Genomic DNA, 20262 nt, shown 5'->3' with positions numbered 1-20262 from the left:
CTGGCTAACCTTCAACCCAGAACGGATTCCTCAAAAGGACTGGGGTTTGAATGGATTTTCGGTTTTGGCAGCCATGAGCGCGCTGCTCGCCAGCAACGCGTCGGCCGCAGACCTGCAGGTGCAGGTCCGGGTCGATGTGCAGCGCGGCTGCCAGTTGATCGGTCAGCCACGCGAGGCCGGCATCGAGCAGCTCGGCGTCCTCGACTTTGGCAGCGCTGCGCGCCTGGACGACCCCGCCGGCCCCTTGGGCGCGGCCCTGATCAACGGCCGTTTGCCACGCCTGGAATGCAACCCGGACACCCCTTATCAACTGCGTGTCGACGGTGGCCTGCATGGCGGCGTGGGCGACGTGCGTTACCTGGCGAGCAATGAGCCCTCGACCCCACCCATCCCCTACCGCCTGTATCAGGACGCCGCCCGCCGTATTGCCCTGCCGGTGAATGTGTCGGTCAGTGGCCGGGTGCCCGACTCGGGGAGTGTGGATCTGCCTTTGTATGGGCGTATCGAACCGCTGGCCGGCGTCCCCCGGGCCAGTCTCTATTCCGATGTGGTGAAGGTCACGGTCACCTGGTAACCCCAGGTGGATAGCGCTGTTCCGGTGGATCCGGACAGGCAGGGAAGTCGCTCGCGGTGAGCGGCAATGCAGGAGTCCTGATGGAATTAGGATGGGAGCGATGACACGCAGAACCTGGACCACGGTGGCGCTGGGCGCGCTGTTGCTGCTGGCTGACGACGCATACGCGGCGATCACCGGGCAGATCGACGCGCGCCTGGTGATCACCGCCAGTTGCCAGGTCAGCAGTGGCACCGGCGATGTCCCGGGGAGCCCGGTCAGTGATCCGGGGATGCTGGATTTCGGCCAGCAGGGCCCGACCTGGACTCGCCCGATCAACGCCAGCCTCAGTGACAGCGCCGACGATCAGTTGCACGTTGCGTGCAATTCCTCGGTCACCGGTTTCACCGTGACCATCAATGGCGGCCTCAACGGCGACGGCACCACCCGGCGCTTGAGCAACGGCCGGCAGACCATTCCCTATCGTTTGTTCGTCGATGCTTCCGGAACCGACAGTTACAGCATCGGCCAGCAACGCAATTTTGCGGTGACCAACGGAACCCAGGTGCCCATACCGGTGTTCGGCTCGGTGGTCGCAAACACCCGTGCGGTTCCGGCGGGGATCTACACCGACATCCTGACGATCACCCTGGATTGGTAACTCAAATGAGGAAGGACATCATGCACGCGCTTGTATCTCGAATCGGCTGGTCATTGCTGGGCCTGGCCATGGTTTCAACGGCCCAGGCCGCCACCACCGTCACTGGCCAGATCAACTCGACCCTGACCTTGATCAGCAGTTGCCAGGTCAATGGCGTCGGCGGCAGTTCGTCGTTGAACTTCGGTACCTTGAGCTTCGGCACCGCCAACAGTCTGTTCACCGAGGCCGATGGCCAGGTGCTCGGCGGTGGCGGCGGGGCGCTGTCGATTCTCTGCTCGTCCGGCACCACCCCGGCGATCAAGGTCCGTGCCGGGTCTCATGACGGCCAGTCCAGCGGCGGCTCGCGGGCCCTGGCCGATGGCAATGGCAACTTTGTGCCCTACGACCTGTACACCGATACCGGGCACTCGCAATTGCTGGCCATCGACGGAGTGATCACCCTCGCCGCCAGCACCGGGGTGGCGCAGACCGTCAACCTGTACGGCAAGGCAGTGGGCAAGGCCGGGCTGCCGGCGGGCAACTACAGCGACACCATCGCCGTCGAACTGACGTTCTGATGCCATGGCCCGCCACCGTTGTGCGGCCCTGGCAGTGCTCTGTGCCTGCAGTGTCCCGCCGCCACTGGCGGCGGTGACCAGCCAGAGCTTCCAGGTCAGCGCTACCGTGACCGCCGGCTGCCTGGTGGTGGGCGGGGTCTCGAACTACGGCAACCTGGGGTTCGGCAGCCTGTCGGCGCTGTCCACCAGCACCGTGAGGGTCGCGCTGAGCGGCGGGGTACAGCTGCAATGCACGCCGGGGGTGACCCTGAACATGACCGTCGACGGCGGGCAGTACAACAGCAGCGGGCGGCACATGCAGCTCAATAGCGGCAGTGCGCGGGTGGCGTATCAGTTGTTTCGCGATGCGGCCTACAGCCAGAGCCTGGGTATCGGCCAGAGCGTGGCGGTGGCCTACAGCGATGCCAATAACATCAGCCTGCCGATCTATGGGCAGGTGCAATTGCCGGGCAATCAGCCTGGGGGGACATACAGCGATGTGCTGCAGGTGCAGCTGTCGTGGTGATGGAGCTGAGCGATCAAGGCCTTAGGGCATAAGGAGTTGCAGTATGTCTTCACCTTTACTTGCGCAGGTGCGGCGCGCGCGTTGCGCGCTGTTGGGGCTGGTGCTGCTGGGGGCGAGCCAGGTGCAGGCCGCCAGTTCGGTGCTGATCTGGCCGATTGACCCGGTCCTCGAAGCGGACCAGCAAGCCAGCGCCCTGTGGCTGGAAAACCGCGGCACCGAGACCGCGAACCTGCAGATCCGGGTCTTTGCCTGGAACCAGAGCGGTTTCGCCGACCAGTACCAGAACCAGCGCGACGTCATCGGCAGCCCGCCGGTGGCCAAGATCGAGCCCGGGCAAAAGCAGCTGGTGCGCCTGACCCGAACCCGCGAAGTGCCGCCGGGCCAGGAGCTGGCCTACCGCATCATCATCGATGAGATCCCTTCGGCCGCGCCGGTCGAGGCCACTGGTGACAACAAGACTGCCGCCGCGATTCGTTTCCAGATGCGCTATTCGGTGCCGCTGTTCGCCTACGGCCCCGGGCTCTGGAGCAAGGAAGACACCACCCGCAAACGCGACCCCAAGGGGGCCGGAGTGCCGGACCTGAGCTGGCGCAAAGTGGCGGCGGACGGGCGCTCCTATGTCGAGGTGCGCAACCAGGGCGCGGTGCATGCGCGACTGACCGACGTGGCGTTCAAGCAGGCGGGGCAGGCCAAGCCCTTGGTCGAGGGCCTGCTCGGGTATGTGCTGCCGGGGGCGGTGATGCGTTGGCCGGCCCCCGAGGCACTGGCCGGCGACTCGACCCTGCAATGGCGGGTCAACGGCGCGCCACAGGTGCAGAGTCTGGCGCCGACCCGCTAACCCGCTGAGCTGATTCACCAGGTGGTCCTGAAGCCGGCTCGCGCGCTGTCGGTGGTCGCGCGGCTGTGGGTGCGTGCGCCCCGGATAAGGACCAAGTCACACAGCTGGCCGGAGCCGGAGTGCTCGCCAGTGGACAGGGACAAGGCGGGCCGCTTGTCTCGGGATGGAGATGTCCATAGATGGACGCACACTCAACATGAGCCAGGGGTCGGCTCGCTGTTTCTGGCGTTCAACCTGGTTGGCCAGCGGCCTGTGCGGGTTGCTGCTGGCGCCTGAGAGCCAGGCGGGCGACCTGCCGCCGCCGCCCACGAGCCTGGAGGCCGTAACCGATGCGCAGCTGTATCTGGAACTGGTGGTCAATCAGCTCAATACCGGGCAGGTGGTGCCGGTGCAGCAGCGGGCAGGGCATTTCCTGGTGCCGGTCAGCGTGCTGCGGGCCAGCGGCATGAAACTGCCCGAGACCTTGCCTGACGAGATCGATCTGGACAGCCTGCCCGGGCTGCACAGCGAGTACGACAGCCAGGGCCAGCGCCTGCTGTTGAATGTGCCGGCGAACTGGTTGCCCGAGCAGTGGGTCGGCAGTCGCCAGGCCTATCCGCAGACCGAGGCCCGCACCAGTTTCGGTGGTTTGCTCAATTACGATCTGTACCTCAATGACACCGATGATGCCGGCACCTACCTCGCGGCCTGGAACGAGGTGCGGCTGTTCGACAGCTGGGGCACGCTGTCCAATACCGGGCAGTACCGGCGCACGCTGTCCGGCGCTGGCAACGGTACCCTGAATAACGGCTACCGGCGCTATGACACCACGTGGCGTTACTCCGACGATGTGCGGATGCTGACGTACGAGGCCGGGGACCTGGTCAGCGGCGCATTGCCCTGGAGCAACTCGGTGCGCCTGGGCGGGGTGCAACTGTCCCGGGACTTTGGCGTGCGCCCGGACCTGGTGACCTACCCCTTGCCGCAGTTCGCCGGGGAAGCGGCAGTACCGTCCTCGGTCGATCTGTTTATCAATGGCTACAAGTCCAGCAGTGCCGACCTGCAACCCGGACCCTATACCCTGACCAACATTCCGTTTATCAACGGAGCGGGAGAGGCGGTGGTGGTGACCACCGATGCCCTGGGGCGGCAGGTGTCGACCACGGTGCCGTTCTACGTCACCAGCACCCTGTTGCAAAAAGGCCTGACGGATTTCTCGGTGGCCGCCGGGACCCTGCGCCGAGACTACACCGTGCGCGATTTCGGTTATGGCCCCGGCGTGACCTCGGGCAGCCTGCGTTACGGCCTGAGTGACAGCCTGACCCTGGAAAGCCACGCCGAAGCCTCGGACTCCCTGACCCTCGGTGGGGTGGGGGGCAACCTGCGCCTGGGCAACTTCGGTGTGCTCAACACCGCCCTCAGCCAAAGCCGGTTCGACGGCGATGGCGGCCAGCAACTCAGCTTCGGCTATCAATACAGCAGCCAGCGCTACAGCCTGGCGTACCAACGCATGCAGCGCCATGACCGCTATGCCGACCTGACCGTGGTCGACAGCCCCTATGCCAGCCTCAGCCAGCGCAGCGAGCAAGTCACCCTGAGCCTCAACCTCGAGCGTTACGGCAGCCTCGGTGCGGGCTATTTCGATGTGCGCGCCGCCGATGATTCGCGCACCCGGCTGCTAAACCTGACCTGGAGCAAGTCACTGTGGGGCAACAGCAGTTTCTACCTGTCGGCCAACCGCGAGATCGGTGACAGCGACTGGGCGATGCAGGCGCAACTGGTGATCCCCTTCGACCTGCGCGGCAGCCTGAGCATCGGCAACGAGCGCAGCAAGGCCGGGGAGAATCGCCAGCGGGTCAACTACAGCCGCTCGGTGCCCAGCGAGGGCGGGGTCGGTTTCAACCTCGGTTATGCCCATGGCGACGGCCCGGCCTACCGTCAGGCCGACCTGACCTGGCGCCTGCAATCGGTGCAGTTGCAGGCCGGGGTCTATGGCAGCAGCGAAGCCCAGAGCCGTTGGGCCGATGCCAGCGGTTCGCTGGTGTGGATGGACCGCCAGGTGTTCGCCGCCAACCGCATCGACGATGCCTTTGTGGTGGTCAGTACCGACGGTTACCGGGATATCCCGGTGCGCTACGAGAACCAGTTGGTGGGCCAGACCGACAAGAACGGCCACCTGCTGGTGCCCTGGAGCAGTGCCTACTACCGCGGCAAGTACGAAATCGACCCGTTGAACCTGCCGGCCAACGTGCAGAGCCCGAATGTCGAGCAACGGATCGCCGTGCGGCGCGGCAGCGGCTACCTGCTGGAGTTTCCATTGAGCCGGATCATCGCCGCCAGCGTGGTGCTGGTGGATGCCCGGCAGCAGGAATTGCCCCTGGGCAGCAGCGTCCAGCATGAGCAGAGCGGGACCTGGGCGGTGGTCGGCTGGGACGGCCTGGTGTACCTGGAGAACCTGGCGCCGCAGAACACCTTGCACGTGACCCTGGCCGACGGCCAGACCTGCAGCGCGCAATTTCCCGTGGATATGCAACAGCAACAGGTGCCGCTCATCGGGCCCTTACTGTGCCAATGAGGCCGGACACGCAAAAAGGAGGTTCGACATGCAAGGGCAAACCCACCGCTGGACAGGGGTGCTGGGCGGCCTGGCACTGCTGCTGCCGTATCCGGCACTGGCCTTGTGCACCACGGTCACCACCAGCCCGGCGGCGTTTGGCACCATCAGCTCGATTGCCGTGCGCACCACCAGCCAGCCCAGTTCCAGCCTCAACGCCGGCTTGAGCTGCACCGGCTCGCTGTTGTCCGTGCTGGCCACCAATGACCATTTCTACGCCACCATCACCTCGACCCAGAGCGGCCTGCTGGGGCCGACGGGCGACGTCATCGGCTACACCCTGTATGGCAACAACAGCACCAGCTACCCGATTACCCGGGGCACGCCATTCGATTTCGGACGCAATTCGATTATCGATCTGCTGGGGCTGCTGGGCAGCCCGACCGTGGCCAAGCAGGTGCCGATCTACCTGGGCAGCATCACCGGGAGCAACGTGGCGGCGGGGGTCTATACCGAAAACCTGAGCATCTTCTGGAACTGGAACTACTGCTCCGGGATTGCCGTGTTGGGCGGATGCCTGGGGCGGGACATCGGCAGCGGGACCAAGTCCCTGACCGTCACCATGACCGTGTCCAACGATTGCGTGATTACCGCGCCCAATATCAGTTTCGGCAGCGCCCCGGTGATCAGCGCTTTCGCCACCGTCACCGGGCAGACCATCAACCTCATGTGCACCAAGGGCAGCGCCTACACGGTGGGCCTGAGCGATGGCCAGCAACCGCTCAGCGCGGGCGGTCGGCGGCGGATGATTTCCGGTAGCAACTACCTGGCCTACGACATCTTCAAAAGCGCCGGCAGCACCCGCTGGGGCAGTGTCGGCGCGGCCCGGCGCGCCAGTACCGATGCCGAGGTCTTCCCCGGCAACGGCCTGGGCACGGGCAGCCAGATCTTCAACTACAACGCCAAAATCTACACCGACCAGGCCACGCCACCGGCTGGCACCTACCTCGACAACGTGGTGCTGGATGTGGGCTTTTAACGCGCCGGCCAGGGCTTAAAAGCGTTGGGTCTGTTGCAGCATTTGCGCCGCCGGCGAGTCCGTCGGGCTGACCATGGCGTAGTTGTAGCCGCTGTCGGACCAGTACACCGCCTGCAACTCGCCATCGCGGCGACTGCCTCGGGGCAGCAGTTTGTTCTGCGGGCCCGGCGGGCGAATATAGAAACTCAGCTTGCGCCCGTCGGGATCCTGGTACAGCACCATCGCCGCCGGTCCTTGCTCGGTGCTCAGCAGGCGTGCGCTGACCGCCTTGAACCCGGCGCTTTGCAGGTCCGGCAGGCGAGTGGCCTGGGTGAAGTAGCGGTCGAGCCAGGTTTGCATCGTGCGGCTGTCATCCACCTTGAAATCAGCCGGCAGGATCTGCTCCTGGGCGAACAGGCGGTAGGCCTGCAGGGCGTCGGTCATCGGTGGCGTGCCGTTGGCCAGGGTCATCTCCCGCGCCTGCCAGCCGCTGAAACCGCCGAGGCCGACGGCAATCAGCAGCAACGCCGCGCTGGCCAACTGGCGCCGCACCTGGTGCTTGAGACGCTGGCGAATCTGCACCGGGTCCAACTGCGGGTTTGGCGCTTGCTGCAAGGCACCGCCCAGGGCCGCGCGCAGGTGCTGGGCGTCCTGCTGCCAGGCCTGCACCTGCGCGGCCAGTTCCGGGTGGGAACCGAGGTAGGTCTCCAGCAGGCGCCGGTCGCTGTCACTGAGCCGATGGTCGACGTAGGCGTGCAGGTCGTGTTCGCTGGGGGGCAGGCTGATCATTTGAGTATCCGCAAAGAAGGGCTGTGGATTTCGCCGTCGGTGAGCTGGCGCAGGGCCTGGCGAGCGCGGGACAGGCGCGACATCACGGTGCCGGTGGGGACGTCGAGAATCTCGGCGACCTCCTTGTAGCTCAACCCCTCGACCGAAACCCACAGCAGCAGGGCGCGCTGCTCGGTGCTCAGGCGGTCGAAGGCGGCCAGGGCCGATTGGGCCAGGACCGTGCGCTCCGTTGAGGGTTGGCTGTCGTCGCGGCCGGTAAAGAACGCCAGCATTCGCGCGTAACGCCGGGAACGGCGATGGGCATCGAGAAACTGTCGGTAGAGGATCGCGAACAGCCAGGCACGCAAGTCACCGTCGGGCCGTTTGTCGGTCCAACTCGTCAGCGCCCGCTCCAGGCACGCCTGCACCAGGTCGTCGGCGCTGCTGGGATTGCGCGTCAGCGACACGGCAAAGCGCCGCAGCCGGGGAATCAGCAGGCGCAACTGTTGATCGAGTTCGTTCATGGGTTCCTGCAGGTTTTTGGCCAGTCACTACGCTTGAGCCTAGGAAGACGCCCGACGCCTGAGGTTATTCCCCGGCCGGAAAAATAAACACCGCGCCATGGAATAAAGCCCGTTGCCCTGCGTCTGTCTGATCCTTGCCACCTGCGGCCCACGGCCCTGGAGTTTTTCATGGTTGATCACCCGACACCGCCTTCGCCGCCCACTCCGCCGCCCCTGGGCACCGGCAGCCTGGTCCTGCGCCTGGCCGGGATCGCCCTGGTGGTGGTCGCCGTGGCCGGCGCCTTCGCCTACGTGCGCGGCACCCTGGACCCACAGCGGCTGACGCCCAAGGCCCTGGTGGACGTGCTGGAGAAAAACAACGGGGTGCATCCCGGATTTCGTCGCAACCATGCCAAGGGCGTGTGCGTGATCGGCTACTTCGAGAGCAGCCCCGAGGCCCGCGCCTATTCCAGCGCCCAGGTCTTCAGCGCAGCCCGGACCCCGGTGGTCGGGCGGTTCGCCTTGCCCAGCGGCAACCCCTATGCGCCCGACAGCAGCGTGCCGATCCGCAGCCTGGCCTTGCGTTTCACCCAGGCCAACGGCCAGCAGTGGCGTACGGGGATGAACAGCATGCCGCTGTTCCCGGTGGGAACGCCCGAAGCCTTCTATCAAATGCAGCAGGCCAGTTCGCCCGACCCGGCCACTGGCAAGCCCAACCCGGCCAGCATGCCGGCATTCTTTGCCGGCCATCCGGAGACGGCGCCGTTCCTGCAATGGGTCAAGGGCGCCAAACCCTCGGCCAGCTACGCCACCGAGACCTACAACGGCATCAATGCGTTTTACCTGGTGAACGCCAGCGGTCAGCGCCAGGCGGTACGTTGGGGCGTGGTGCCGGAGGCCCGGGACGCTGCCGACGTCAATGCTCCCCAGGGGGCTGACTTTCTGCAGCAGGACCTGGTCAAGCGCCTCGCGGCCGGGCCGTTGAAATGGCAGTTGATGATCACCCTGGCCAACCCCGGCGACCCCACGGTCGATGCGAGCAAGGCCTGGCCCGCCGACCGCAAGGTGCTGAATGCCGGGACCCTGGTGCTGCAAAGCACCCAGGCGCAAAACAATGGCGAATGCCGCGACATCAACTACGACCCGCTGGTTCTGCCCGCCGGGATTGAAGGCTCCGACGACCCGCTGCTGGCCGCGCGTTCGGCGGCGTACGCCAGTTCCTACCTGCGCCGCACCAGTGAAGTCAGCCAATTGCCGTCCCAGGAGGCCCGCCCATGAGCGCCCACCCGAACCACTTCGCGCCCTTGGCGCGGCTGCTGCACTGGCTGATGGCGCTGATGGTCATCGCCATGCTGTTTATCGGCGCCGGCATGGTGGCCTCGGTGTCCGAGCGCCATGAATGGCTGATCCACCTGCACAAGCCCCTGGGCATTGCGATTTTGCTGCTGGTGATCGTACGTCTGTTTGTACGCTTTTCCACCCGGCAGCCGCCGCTGCCTGCCGACCTGCCGGGCTGGCAGGTGCTGGCAGCCAAGGCCTCGCATTTGCTGTTGTATGCACTGATGCTGATTCTGCCGTTGCTGGGCTGGGCGATGATCTCGGCGGCGGGAGACCCGGTGATGCTCGGCAGTGCGTGGCAACTGCCGGCGATCCTGCCGGCCAATGCCCAGGTCTTCGCAGTGTTGCGCAAGGCCCATGGTCTGCTCGCCTACTTGTTGTTTCTGACGGTGCTGCTGCATTTGGCGGCGGCCCTGTTTCACGGCTGGGTCCGGCGTGACGGGGTGCTGCAAAGCATGTTGCGTGGCAAGGGCTGAGGGGGCGCGGGCGTCGTTTCAGGAAGCACAAAGTGCCTGCTTTTGCGGCGCCAGGCTCCACAGCCAATACAGCAGCGCCAGGCCATTGATCGCCGCGCCCAGCAGGCAGACCCCGGTCCAGCCGGCCCAGGCATACACGGTGGTCGAGGCGATCGAGCCGCCGGCACTGCCGATCGAGTAAAACACCATGTAACCGGCGGCCAGGCGGCTCTGGGCTTCAGGGCGCACGCTGTAGATCAGGCTCTGGCTGGTGACATGCACCGCCTGCAAGCCCAGGTCGAAGGTGATCACACCCACCAGCAGCGCCCACAGCGAGGACTGGGTAAACGCGATGGGCAGCCAGGAGGCCAGCATCAGGGCCAGGGCCAGGCCGCTGGTCCACTGCGCCCAACCGCGATCCGCCCAGGCCCCGGCCCGGGCAGCGCCCAGGGCTCCGGCGGCGCCGGCCAGGCCGAACAGGCCGATCTCGGTGTGGGACAGCGACAGCGGCGGGGCACTCAGGGGCAGCACCAGCGGGGTCCAGAGCACGGTGCCGGCGGCGAAGATCAACATCGCCAGCAGCGCCCGGTCGCGCAGGACCTTTTCTTCGCGGAACAGGCTGAACATCGAGCGAATCAACTGGCCATAGTGGCTGGCGGCCGGCTTTTGTTCGGTTTTCGGCAGCACTCGCCACAGCAGCACAGCCATCAGCAGGGTCAGCCCGGCCGACAGCAGGTACACCGAGCGCCAGCCCGCGAGGTCGGCCATGCTGCCGGACACGGTGCGGGCCAGCAGGATGCCGATCACGATACCGCTGGTGACCATGCCCACCACCCGGCCCCGCTCATGGGGCGCGGCGAGGTTGGCGGCGTAGGCCACCAGCACTTGGGTCACCACCGCCAGCAGGCCGCAGCCGGCCATGCCCAGCAGCAGCCAGGTACTGCTCGGGGCCAGCGCCACCACCAGCAGCGCCACGACCGAGAGCAACGTCTGGCCGACGATCAGGCGCCGGCGGTTGAGCAGGTCTCCCAGGGGCACCAACAGCAACAGGCCCAGCCCATACCCCACCTGAGTCAGGCTGACCACGCCGCCGACGCTGGCCGCCGGCATGCCAAAGGCCTGGCCCATGGCGTCCAGCAACGGCTGGGCGTAATACACATTGCCCACTGCCAGGCCACAGGCGACGGCGAACAGCAGCACCACCGAGGCGCGGATGCCGGGGGCGGACAGGGGAGGTTCAGATGAGGGCAAAGTTGGGTGTGGCATGCTGGGCTCGCTGTAAGTGGTTGCGTTATGAAACCACTTGTACCCTAGTGAGACTGGTTTTATATTGCAACCACTTTTCTGAAAGCCCGGAGTGAACCCCACCCATGGTCAAACGCACACGTCTGCAAGGCGCCGAATGCCCGGTCGCCCGCTCACTGGATGCCATCGGTGATTGGTGGTCGTTGCTGATCGTCCGGGACGCCTTTGATGGCATCCGCCGCTTTGGCGAGTTCCAGCGCAACCTGGGCATGGCCAAAAACATCCTCGCCGCTCGCCTGCGCACCCTGGTGAACCACGGGATTTTCCAGGTGGTGCCGGCTTCCGATGGCAGTGCCTACCAGGAGTACGTGCTGACGGAAAAGGGCAAGGGCCTTTTCCCCCTGATCATCGGCTTGCGCCAGTGGGGGAGGCGTTTTTCTTCGAGGCGGGGGAGGCGCATTCACGGGTGGTCGACCGCGAAAACGGGCAGCCGGTGCAGGCGCTGGAGCTGCGTGCGGCGGATGGACGCCTGCTGGGGCCGGATGATTGCCTGCGCCTGCCGGCGCAGTGAAGCGCGGCTGCGTGAGTTGCCTCATGCAGCCGCACCGCGGGGTTAGCGCAGGTTGTTGACCAGGCTGGCGAAGGTACTCAGCACGTCCTTGCCCAGCTGCATCGAGCGCTTGCCGGACCAACCGGTGTAGGGGTTGGGATTGTCGTCGTGGTCCTTGAAGGGCATTTCCAGGGTCAGCGACAGGCAATCGTATTGCTCACCGACGCTGTTGCAGGCCAGGGTCATATTGGCGTGGCCCGGCTGCGAGCGCGGGTAGCCGTGGGTGGTCTGGAAGTCCCGGGTCTGGTGCTTGAGGTGGCTGCGGAACTGCTCTTCAAGCTGTTCCAGGCGCGGGGTGTAGCCTGGGTTGCCTTCGCAGCCGGCGGCGAACACATGGGGAATCTCTTCGTCGCCATGCACGTCGAGGAACAGGTCGACGCCGTATTTCTGCATTTGCTGCTGGACGAACAACACTTCCGGGCTCAATTCCTGGCTGGCGTTCTGCCAGGCGCGGTTCAGGTCCTGGCCCATGGCGTTGGTGCGCAGATGACCATGGAAGGCGCCGTCGGGGTTCATGTTCGGCACCAGGTACAGATCGGCCCCGGCCAGCAGGGTATTGAGCTCGGCATCGTCATGGCGCTGCAGGCGCTCGAGCACACCTTCCATGAACCACTCGGCCATGTGTTCGCCGGGGTGCTGCTGGGCGATGATCCAGATCTTGCGCTGGCCTTCGGCGCCACTGCCTTTGCGCAACAGCTGGATGTCCCGGCCCTCGACGCTTTTACCCGTGGCCAGCAGTTCGGTGCCGGCCTTGCCCAGTGCCTGTTCGATCAGCCAGTCATGACGGCCGCGGCTGTAGGGTTCGAAGTAGGCGAACCAGGCGTGGGTCTGGGTGGCTTCAAGATTGAAGCGCAGGGCGTCGCCTTCGAAAATGGTCGGGATGCGAAACCAGTTCACATGGTCGTAGGAGGCCACAGCCTGATAGCCGGTCCAGGCCCTGCTGTATGAGGATTTGCTGGCGTTGGTCAGGCGAAACCAGTGTTCCTGGCCGATGTGCAGGCCGCTGGCCTTGAAGTGGAACCACTGGAAGTGCGGGCTGCGGGTATCGGGCCTGATGGCCAGGGAAGCCTGGAGGGGATTGCTGATATCGAGTACATCGATGTTGCCGCTGTCGAAGTCGGCAGAGATCTGAAAAGAGCTTTTGGCCACGGTCATAATCGATTCCTGAATATGATTTTTATGGCCGTACTTTACACACTGGGCGCGAATAAAGTAGGGGGCGTCGTCCTTGACGCGAAAGCAGCTTAGAGGCTATGCGATTGATTCTCAAGCGCTGTTTTACGATAGTTGGGCCTTTTACGACGGGCGTTGTGTTGCAATGAAATATTCTTTTGATATCATCGCCGCCATCGAATTCAGATGTACCCGACTTCATTAGCCTGAAGCCTAGCCAGAATAACTGGCAAAAAAAAAGACCCGGCAAAAAGCCGGGTCAAAAACCGTGATTAGCCTGATGAGGAGATATTCCAAGAGTCCGACCTAAGGTCCCTTGGTTTATCGACTGATCTCGCGACCAGCTGCATGCAATAATAATCATTATCATTTGCAAGTCAAATGTTTTTCCCTTGCCGATAGAAAATATTTTCCCCTTTGCCCGCTGTCCGGCCATTTCGCGACCGGCGCGGCGCCCATGTCCCGTTCCCCATCATTCTTCCTTGCTGCCTTCCACGCACCGGTCCACCAGCGCCTTGGCCAGGTCGATCATGTGCACCACGGAAAACGTCAGGTCGCGGTGCGTCCCGCGCAAGTGGTTGGCCGCCTCGTACGCGGTGGCAGCAGCACAGCGCAGCAGGTCGGAAGCGTGAATCATGGCTTCCTCGCTGCTGATCGACCGCCTGACCTCGAACAGCCGCTCTGGCTCCACGGATTCGGAAATAATCGGTTTCAAGTAATAGTCCATCGCCCGTCGAGCTGCGTGGCTGCCTTGCAGTGAGCTCAGGTGGCTCTCGGAGTCGGTTTCCGGCACGTCCTTGCGAGTTGTATTCATGGATCGATCTGCCCTGTTGAAAAGAGGAAAGAGGTCCAGACAAGACTAATACTTATTGTATTTGTGACGAGATTTCAAATACTACAAGTTGTGTGTTGAGGGCGGAAATACACAACGTATTGTTCCGGCCATGGACAAATGGATCGAGTTGGTTAAAGCCAACATGAAAGGCCGCAAGGTCACACAAGAAAGACTCGCAGAGCGCCTAGGCATGTCCCAGGGCGGCATCGGCCATTGGCTGAGCAAACGCCGCCAGCCCAAGATCGAGGACATGAACCGCGTGCTCGATGAAATCGGCATGGGCTTTCTCGAGGTCGCTCTGGTGATTCGCGAGAAGCCCCTGGTGGACGACGAAGGCCTGCCGCTGACCGACGAACCGTCGCTGATCGAAAAGTACAACCCGTACTTTCGCTACCCGGTCAGTGACTGGCGCGACGTCGGTGAGGTTCGTGAAGACGGGCAGGCGCTCTATGCGGCCGAACGCTACGAGCTGTCGGACTACCAGGCTCAGGGCGCGGCGTTCTGGTTAGTGGTGGTAGGCGACGCGATGATCGCGCCCAGTGGCGTCAGTATCGGCCAGGACATGTTGGTGCTGGTGGACACGGCGGTCGAGGCCGTCCCCGGCAAGCTGGTGATTGTGCAATGCCCGGGCAATGACGAAGCGATCTTCCGCAAGCTGGTGGAGGAGGGCGGGCAGCGGTTCCTGGTGCCGCTCAACCCCACCTATCCGAAGATGCTCTACAGCGATGAGTGTCGGATCATTGGTGTGGTGATGCAGGCTACCGCGAAATTCTAACCAGCAAATAAGGACCGTTCCCACACTGCAGTGGGAACGGTTCTTGGCTTTCTACTCGGCAGATTCCAGTTCCACCAGAGCGCTGCCTTCACTGACCATCTCGCCTTCCTGGCAATACAGCGCCTTGATCACTCCGGCGTGCGGGGCGCGGATGCTGTGCTCCATCTTCATGGCTTCCAGCACCACCAGTTGCGCTCCGGCCTCGACGCTTTGCCCGGGCTGAACGAGCACGCGCACGATACTGCCGTTCATCGGAGCCGTCAGGCCGCCTTGTTGGCCATGGCTGGCGTCCACTGCGGCGATCGGGTCGTACAAGGTGATGCTGCGCATTTCCCCCTGCCACTGCAGGTACAGCGCGTCGCCCTGGCGGATCGCCCGGTGTTGGCGCCGCAGGCCCTGATGCTCGACGCTGAGTGTCTGGTCCTTGAGCTTCAGCGCCGGGTTTGGCGCGCCCAGCTGGATCGCCTGGTCCTGGCCATCGCAGCTCAGGTGCAACGTGGTTTGAGCCGGCAGGCCGCTGCGAAAGCCACTGGCACTGGCCCACGGCGAGTGTCGGTCATCGTCACGGACCCGGTCGGGCTGGCTCTGGATGTAGCCTTGGGCCGCCGCTTGCCAGAACTCGTCACCCAGGGCAGTCGGTGCCGGCAGCAGCTGATCCTGGTAGCGCGGGATAAAACCGGTGTCGAGTTCGGCGGCGGCGAACGCCGGGTGGCCAATGATGCGCCGCAGGAAGGCGAGGTTGGTCTTCAGGCCGCCGATGGCGAACTCATCGAGCATCGCCAGCAGGCGCAGGCGCGCTTGTTCGCGGTCCTCGCCCCAGGCAATCAGCTTGCCCAGCATCGGGTCGTAGAAGGGCGACACGCTGTCGCCTTCCTCGACCCCACTGTCGACCCGGCGCCCCGGCCCTGCCGCCGATTCACGGTACAAGGCCAGGCGCCCGGTGGCCGGCAGGAAATCGTTGCCCGGGTCTTCGGCGTACAGCCGCACTTCGATCGCGTGCCCCCGCAGCGGCACCTGGTCCTGGGTCATGGGCAGAGGCTCGCCCTGGGCGACACGGATCTGCCAGGCCACCAGGTCGAGGCCGGTAATGGCTTCGGTCACCGGGTGCTCGACCTGCAGGCGGGTGTTCATCTCCATGAAGAAAAACTCGCCGCGCGAATCCAGCAGGAACTCCACCGTGCCCGCGCCAACATAGCCAATGGCTTGAGCGGCGCGGACCGCGGCTTCACCCATGGCCTGGCGTTGCTCAGCGCTCAGGCCCGGGGCCGGGGCTTCTTCGACGACTTTCTGGTGGCGACGCTGGATCGAGCAGTCGCGTTCGTTGAGGTACAGGCAATTGCCGTGTTGATCGGCGAACACCTGAATCTCCACGTGGCGCGGCTTGAGCACGTATTTTTCCACCAGCATCCGCGAGTCGCCGAACGACGACTGTGCTTCACGCTGGGCCGATGCCAGGGCCTCGGCCAGTTGGCTGACCTCTTCCACCACCTTCATGCCTTTGCCGCCCCCGCCCGCCGTGGCCTTGAGCAGCACCGGGTAGCCAATGCGCTCGGCGGCGTCGCGGAAGGTTTCCAGGTCCTGGGCTTCGCCGTGGTAGCCGGGCACCAGAGGCACGCCGGCAACTTCCATCAGGGCCTTGGCTGCCGATTTGCTGCCCATGGCGTCGATGGCCGAGGCGGGCGGGCCGAGGAAGATCAGGCCGGCGGCTTCAATGGCCCGGGCAAAGCCGGCGTTTTCCGAGAGAAAGCCATAGCCAGGGTGGATCGCCTGGGCGCCGCTGGCCTTGGCCGCGGCGATCAGCTTGTCGATTTGCAGGTAACTGTCAGCGGCCTTGCTGCCGCCCAGGTCGACGCGGATATCCGCTTCGCGGCTGTGCCGGGCATCGCGGTCAGTGGCGCTGTGCACGGCCACGGTGGTGAGGCCCAGGGCTTTGGCGGTCCGCATCACGCGGCAGGCGATTTCACCGCGGTTGGCCACCAGCAGGGTGGTAAGAACAGGGGCGCTCATCAACGTGGCTCCTTGGTGGTCGTCTCGGCCTGCCAGCTGGGCGGGCGTTTTTGCAGGAAGGCGCGCAGGCCTTCCTGGCCTTCGGCGCTGACCCGAATCCGCGCAATGGCGTTTTCACAGTAGCGACGCAGGGCCGGGGTCAGGGCACCGTTGCCCACTTCACGCAGCAGGTCCTTGCTGGCACGCATCGCGGCCGGGCTGTTGAGCAGCAGGTTGTCGATCCACAGTTCGACCTGTTGCGCCAGTTCGGTGGCCGGGTAGCTTTCCGCCAGCAGGCCTATTTCACGGGCCCGCTGGCCGCCAAAGCGCTCGGCGGTCAGGGCGTAGCGGCGAGCAGCGCGCTCACCGATGGCCTGGACCACAAATGGGCTGATCACGGCCGGCGCCAGGCCGATGCGCACTTCCGAGAGGCAGAACTGCGCCTCGTCGGCGCCGATCGCCATGTCGCAGCAACTGATCAGGCCCAGGGCTCCGCCAAAGGCCGCACCCTGGACCACGGCCAGGGTCGGGATCTTCAGTTTGGCCAGGTTGTACATCAACTCCGCCAGTTCCCGGGCGTCGTCGAGGTTGGTGTGGTAGTCCAGTTCCGCCGATTGCTGCATCCAGGCCAGGTCGGCCCCGGCGCTGAAGTGTTTGCCCCGTCCGCGCAGCAGCAGAAAGCGCAGGCTGGCATCGCTCTGCACCTGGTCGAGGGCGATGATCAACTCGCGGATCATTTCTGCGTTGAAGGCGTTGTTCTTCTGTTCACGGCTGAGCCACAGGGTGGCAAAGCCACGCGGGTCGGTCAGCAGTTCCAGGGTATTGAAGTCGGTCATTTTGGTCTCGCTCCGGGTCACATGCGGAACACGCCGAAGCGGCTCTGTTCGATGGGGGCGTTGAGGGAGGCGGACAGCGCCAGGGCCAGCACGTCGCGGGTCTGCGCCGGGTCGATGACGCCGTCGTCCCACAGCCGTGCGCTGGAGTAGTAGGGGTGGCCCTGGTGCTCGTACTGATCGAGGATCGGTTGCTTGATCTCGGCTTCCTGGGCGGCGCTGAACGCCTGGCCGCTGCGTTCGGCCTGCTCGCGCTTGACCTGCACCAGGACCCCGGCTGCCTGCTCGGCGCCCATCACGCCGATGCGGGCGTTGGGCCACATCCACAAAAAGCGCGGGTCGTAGGCGCGGCCGCACATGCCGTAGTTACCCGCGCCGAAACTGCCGCCGATGATCACCGTGAACTTCGGCACCTTGGCGCACGCCACGGCGGTCACCAGCTTGGCGCCGTGCTTGGCGATACCGCCGGCTTCGTACTTCTGGCCGACCATGAAACCGGTGATGTTCTGCAGAAACAGCAGGGGAATGCCGCGCTGGCAGGCCAGCTCGATAAAGTGCGCGCCTTTTTGCGCGGCTTCGGCGAACAGGATCCCGTTATTGGCCAGGATCGCGATCGGGTAGCCATGCAGGTGCGCGAAACCGCAGACTAGGGTGGTGCCAAACAGCGCCTTGAACTCATCGAACACCGAGCCGTCCACCAGGCGCGCGATCACTTCGCGCACATCGAAGGGTTGCTTGGCGTCCGCCGGGATTACCCCGTACAGCTCGTCGCTGGCAAACAGCGGGGCGATGGGGGTGCGTTGCTGCACCTCGCCCTGTTTGCGCCAGTTGAGGTTGGCCACGCTGCGTCGGGCCAGGGCCAGGGCGTGTTCATCGCTGTCGGCGTAATGGTCGGCGACCCCGGAGATCTTGCAGTGCACATCGGCCCCGCCCAGGTCCTCGGCGCTGACCACTTCACCGGTGGCGGCTTTGACCAGGGGTGGGCCGGCGAGGAAGATGGTCGCCTGTTCGCGGACCATGATGGCTTCGTCCGCCATGGCCGGCACATAGGCCCCACCAGCAGTGCAGGAACCCATGACCACGGCGATCTGGGCGATGCCCTGGGCACTCATGTTGGCCTGGTTGAAGAAGATCCGCCCGAAGTGCTCGCGGTCCGGAAACACCTCGTCCTGACGTGGCAGGTTGGCGCCGCCGGAGTCCACCAGGTAGATGCAGGGCAGGCGGTTCTGCTGGGCGATGGTCTGCGCCCGCAAGTGCTTTTTCACGGTCAGGGGGTAGTAGGAGCCGCCTTTTACCGTGGCATCGTTGGCCACGATCATGCATTCGACTCCTTCCACCCGCCCGATGCCGGCGATGACTCCGGCAGCCGGCACGTCTTCGCCGTACACCTCGTAGGCCGCCAGCGGGCTGATTTCCAGAAATGGCGAGCCGGGGTCGAGCAGGCGGTTGATCCGCTCGCGGGGCAGCAACTTGCCGCGTGAGGTGTGACGTTCCTGGGCCTTGGCGCCGCCGCCTTGCTGGACCTGGGCGAGCAGGGTGTGCAGCGCGTCGACCTGGGCCAGCATGCTGGCGGCGTTCTGCGCGAACTCGGGGGATTTTGGGTGGAGCTGAGACTTCAGAATCATAGGAGGGCCTACGGCAGCTTCAAGCGACAGGCTTCAAGCTGCAAGAGTAAGTCGATGTTAAGGCAGCTCTCGCTTGCCGCTTGAGGCGTGTCGCTCGCCGCTGCTCCTACTTCGTTTCGTTGAACAGCTCGCGGCCGATCAGCATGCGACGGATTTCGCTGGTGCCGGCGCCGATTTCATAGAGCTTGGCGTCACGCAGCAGACGGCCTGCCGGGAATTCGTTGATGTAGCCGTTGCCGCCCAGGATCTGGATCGCGTCGAGGGCCATCTGGGTCGCGCGCTCGGCGCTGTAGAGGATCACCCCGGCGGCATCCTTGCGCGTGGTTTCGCCGCGCTCGCAGGCCTGGGCAACCGCGTACAGGTAGGCACGGCTGGCGTTGAGTTGGGTGTACATGTCGGCGACCTTGCCCTGGATCAGCTGGAACTCGCCGATGCTTTTGCCGAATTGCTTGCGGTCGTGGATGTAGGGCACCACCAGGTCCATGCAGGCCTGCATGATCCCGGTCGGGCCGCCGGAGAGCACCACGCGCTCGTAGTCCAGGCCGCTCATCAGCACTTTGACGCCACCGTTGAGGGCGCCGAGGATGTTTTCTTCCGGCACTTCGACATCATCGAAAAACAGTTCGCAGGTGTTGGAGCCGCGCATGCCGAGCTTGTCGAACTTGTTGCTGCGGCTGAAGCCTTTCCAGTCACGCTCGACAATGAACGCGGTGATGCCGTGGGCGCCCTTTTCCAGGTCGGTCTTGGCGTAGATCACATAGGTGTTGGCGTCGGGACCATTGGTGATCCAGGTCTTGCTGCCGTTGAGCACATAGCGGTCGCCGCGCTTGTCGGCGCGCAGCTTCATCGAGACCACGTCGGAACCGGCGTTGGGCTCGCTCATGGCCAGGGCGCCGACGTGTTCGCCGCTGATCAGTTTGGGCAGGTACTTGGTTTTCTGTTCGTGGTTGCCGTTGCGATTGATCTGGTTCACGCAGAGGTTGGAGTGGGCGCCGTAGGACAGGGCCACGGAGGCCGAACCCCGGCTGATTTCTTCCATGGCCACCACGTGGGCCAGGTACCCCAGGCCGGCGCCACCGTATTCTTCGGCGACGGTGATACCCAGCAGCCCCATGTCGCCGAATTTGCGCCACATGTCGGCAGGGAACAGGTTATCGACGTCGATCTGTGCCGCTCGTGGCGCCAGCTCGGCCTTGACGAAGGCCTGGACCTGGTGGCGAAGCATGTCGATGGTTTCGCCAAGGGCAAAGTTCAGGGTCGGATAGCTCATGGGGCACCTTCAAGCTTGTTTTTATTGAGGATGGGCGTGAGAGAGCGGGGCGGATGTGCTCTCACCTTTACGTTAACGTAAACTTGCGATCAGTGGCTGTCAATCACCCTTTACGTAAACGTCAACTTGAGCCAGAGTAGCAGCGTTTTCAATTGGAGCCAGCCTCCTTGAGAACCTGTTC

19 protein-coding genes and 1 pseudogene are annotated in these 20262 nt (G+C 64.5%); 11 read left to right on the top strand and 9 right to left on the bottom strand.

Annotated features, from left to right (window positions below):
• Positions 1 to 73: 73 nt before the first annotated feature.
• From JFU57_RS29170 to JFU57_RS29140, 7 genes are all read left to right on the top strand, one after another.
• Entirely contained in the window at positions 74 to 574 is a 501-nt protein-coding gene (locus tag JFU57_RS29170; protein ID WP_421549222.1) for a Csu type fimbrial protein, read from the top strand.
• 100 nt (positions 575 to 674) lie between these two features.
• Positions 675 to 1214, top strand: a complete 540-nt coding sequence (locus JFU57_RS29165) for a spore coat protein U domain-containing protein (protein ID WP_078473625.1) — start codon at positions 675 to 677, stop codon at positions 1212 to 1214.
• Between the two features lie 20 nt (positions 1215 to 1234).
• Complete coding sequence (locus JFU57_RS29160) at positions 1235 to 1771, top strand: Csu type fimbrial protein (RefSeq protein WP_201131666.1); 537 nt, start codon at positions 1235 to 1237, stop codon at positions 1769 to 1771.
• Positions 1772 to 1775: 4 nt separating this feature from the next.
• On the top strand, positions 1776 to 2276 hold the full coding sequence (locus tag JFU57_RS29155; RefSeq protein WP_078473623.1) for a Csu type fimbrial protein: 501 nt from the start codon (positions 1776 to 1778) through the stop codon (positions 2274 to 2276).
• Between the two features lie 43 nt (positions 2277 to 2319).
• Positions 2320 to 3114 (top strand): fimbrial biogenesis chaperone, encoded by a 795-nt coding sequence (locus JFU57_RS29150; protein WP_201131665.1) that lies wholly within the window; start codon positions 2320 to 2322, stop codon positions 3112 to 3114.
• A 196-nt stretch (positions 3115 to 3310) separates the two neighbouring features.
• On the top strand, positions 3311 to 5668 hold the full coding sequence (locus tag JFU57_RS29145; protein ID WP_201131664.1) for a fimbria/pilus outer membrane usher protein: 2358 nt from the start codon (positions 3311 to 3313) through the stop codon (positions 5666 to 5668).
• 28 nt (positions 5669 to 5696) lie between these two features.
• Positions 5697 to 6686 carry a Csu type fimbrial protein gene (locus JFU57_RS29140; protein ID WP_201131663.1) on the top strand — a complete coding sequence of 330 codons (990 nt, stop codon included), beginning with the start codon at positions 5697 to 5699 and terminating at the stop codon, positions 6684 to 6686.
• Between the two features lie 15 nt (positions 6687 to 6701).
• On the opposite strand, the gene JFU57_RS29135 is transcribed toward JFU57_RS29140, so the two are convergent.
• Together JFU57_RS29135 and JFU57_RS29130 are read right to left on the bottom strand one after the other, a co-directional pair.
• Positions 6702 to 7454 (bottom strand): anti-sigma factor family protein, encoded by a 753-nt coding sequence (locus tag JFU57_RS29135; RefSeq protein WP_201131662.1) that lies wholly within the window; start codon positions 7452 to 7454, stop codon positions 6702 to 6704.
• Entirely contained in the window at positions 7451 to 7957 is a 507-nt protein-coding gene (locus tag JFU57_RS29130; RefSeq protein ID WP_078473619.1) for an RNA polymerase sigma factor, read from the bottom strand. The genes JFU57_RS29135 and JFU57_RS29130 overlap by 4 nt, the downstream gene beginning before the upstream one ends.
• Positions 7958 to 8125: 168 nt before the next feature.
• Between JFU57_RS29130 and JFU57_RS29125 the strand changes: the two genes are divergently transcribed.
• Both JFU57_RS29125 and JFU57_RS29120 read left to right on the top strand, forming a co-directional pair.
• Positions 8126 to 9214, top strand: a complete 1089-nt coding sequence (locus JFU57_RS29125) for a catalase family peroxidase (RefSeq protein WP_201131661.1) — start codon at positions 8126 to 8128, stop codon at positions 9212 to 9214.
• Positions 9211 to 9750, top strand: a complete 540-nt coding sequence (locus JFU57_RS29120; RefSeq protein WP_078473617.1) for a cytochrome b — start codon at positions 9211 to 9213, stop codon at positions 9748 to 9750. The genes JFU57_RS29125 and JFU57_RS29120 overlap by 4 nt, the downstream gene beginning before the upstream one ends.
• Positions 9751 to 9768: 18 nt before the next feature.
• On the opposite strand, the gene JFU57_RS29115 is transcribed toward JFU57_RS29120, so the two are convergent.
• Complete coding sequence (locus JFU57_RS29115; protein ID WP_421549218.1) at positions 9769 to 10995, bottom strand: MFS transporter; 1227 nt, start codon at positions 10993 to 10995, stop codon at positions 9769 to 9771.
• Between the two features lie 104 nt (positions 10996 to 11099).
• Here JFU57_RS29115 and JFU57_RS29110 point away from each other — a divergent pair.
• Positions 11100 to 11545, top strand: a pseudogene (locus JFU57_RS29110) (winged helix-turn-helix transcriptional regulator).
• 42 nt (positions 11546 to 11587) lie between these two features.
• On the opposite strand, the gene JFU57_RS29105 reads toward JFU57_RS29110, so the two are convergent.
• Both JFU57_RS29105 and JFU57_RS29100 read right to left on the bottom strand, forming a co-directional pair.
• On the bottom strand, positions 11588 to 12739 hold the full coding sequence (locus JFU57_RS29105) for a M14 family metallopeptidase (RefSeq protein ID WP_078473615.1): 1152 nt from the start codon (positions 12737 to 12739) through the stop codon (positions 11588 to 11590).
• 490 nt (positions 12740 to 13229) lie between these two features.
• Positions 13230 to 13571: a DUF6124 family protein gene (locus JFU57_RS29100; protein ID WP_078473614.1), complete on the bottom strand. Its 342-nt coding sequence runs from the start codon at positions 13569 to 13571 to the stop codon at positions 13230 to 13232.
• Positions 13572 to 13701: 130 nt separating this feature from the next.
• On the opposite strand from JFU57_RS29100, the gene JFU57_RS29095 reads away from it, so the two are divergent.
• Positions 13702 to 14367, top strand: coding sequence for a LexA family protein (locus tag JFU57_RS29095; protein ID WP_201131660.1), 666 nt, complete (start codon positions 13702 to 13704; stop codon positions 14365 to 14367).
• 51 nt (positions 14368 to 14418) lie between these two features.
• Here the strand turns inward: JFU57_RS29095 and JFU57_RS29090 are convergent, their stop codons facing one another.
• The 4 genes from JFU57_RS29090 to JFU57_RS29075 all read right to left on the bottom strand — a co-directional run bounded on the left by JFU57_RS29090 (position 14419) and on the right by JFU57_RS29075 (position 20081).
• Positions 14419 to 16374, bottom strand: coding sequence for an acetyl/propionyl/methylcrotonyl-CoA carboxylase subunit alpha (locus JFU57_RS29090; RefSeq protein ID WP_201131659.1), 1956 nt, complete (start codon positions 16372 to 16374; stop codon positions 14419 to 14421).
• Positions 16374 to 17189 carry a gamma-carboxygeranoyl-CoA hydratase gene (locus tag JFU57_RS29085; RefSeq protein ID WP_201131658.1) on the bottom strand — a complete coding sequence of 272 codons (816 nt, stop codon included), beginning with the start codon at positions 17187 to 17189 and terminating at the stop codon, positions 16374 to 16376. Before JFU57_RS29085 ends, JFU57_RS29090 begins: the two co-directional genes overlap by 1 nt.
• A 17-nt stretch (positions 17190 to 17206) precedes the next feature.
• Positions 17207 to 18811, bottom strand: coding sequence for a carboxyl transferase domain-containing protein (locus JFU57_RS29080; RefSeq protein WP_201131657.1), 1605 nt, complete (start codon positions 18809 to 18811; stop codon positions 17207 to 17209).
• Between the two features lie 106 nt (positions 18812 to 18917).
• A complete protein-coding gene (locus JFU57_RS29075) occupies positions 18918 to 20081 on the bottom strand; it encodes an isovaleryl-CoA dehydrogenase (RefSeq protein ID WP_078473610.1) in 1164 nt (387 codons plus the stop codon).
• Positions 20082 to 20262 lie beyond the last annotated feature (181 nt).

The sequence above is a fragment of the Pseudomonas sp. TH07 genome, assembly GCF_016651285.1.
Classification (GTDB): Bacteria; Pseudomonadota; Gammaproteobacteria; order Pseudomonadales; family Pseudomonadaceae; genus Aquipseudomonas.
Note: the sequence above shows the minus strand (reverse complement) of the source record. Positions and strands in the feature narration are given on the sequence as shown.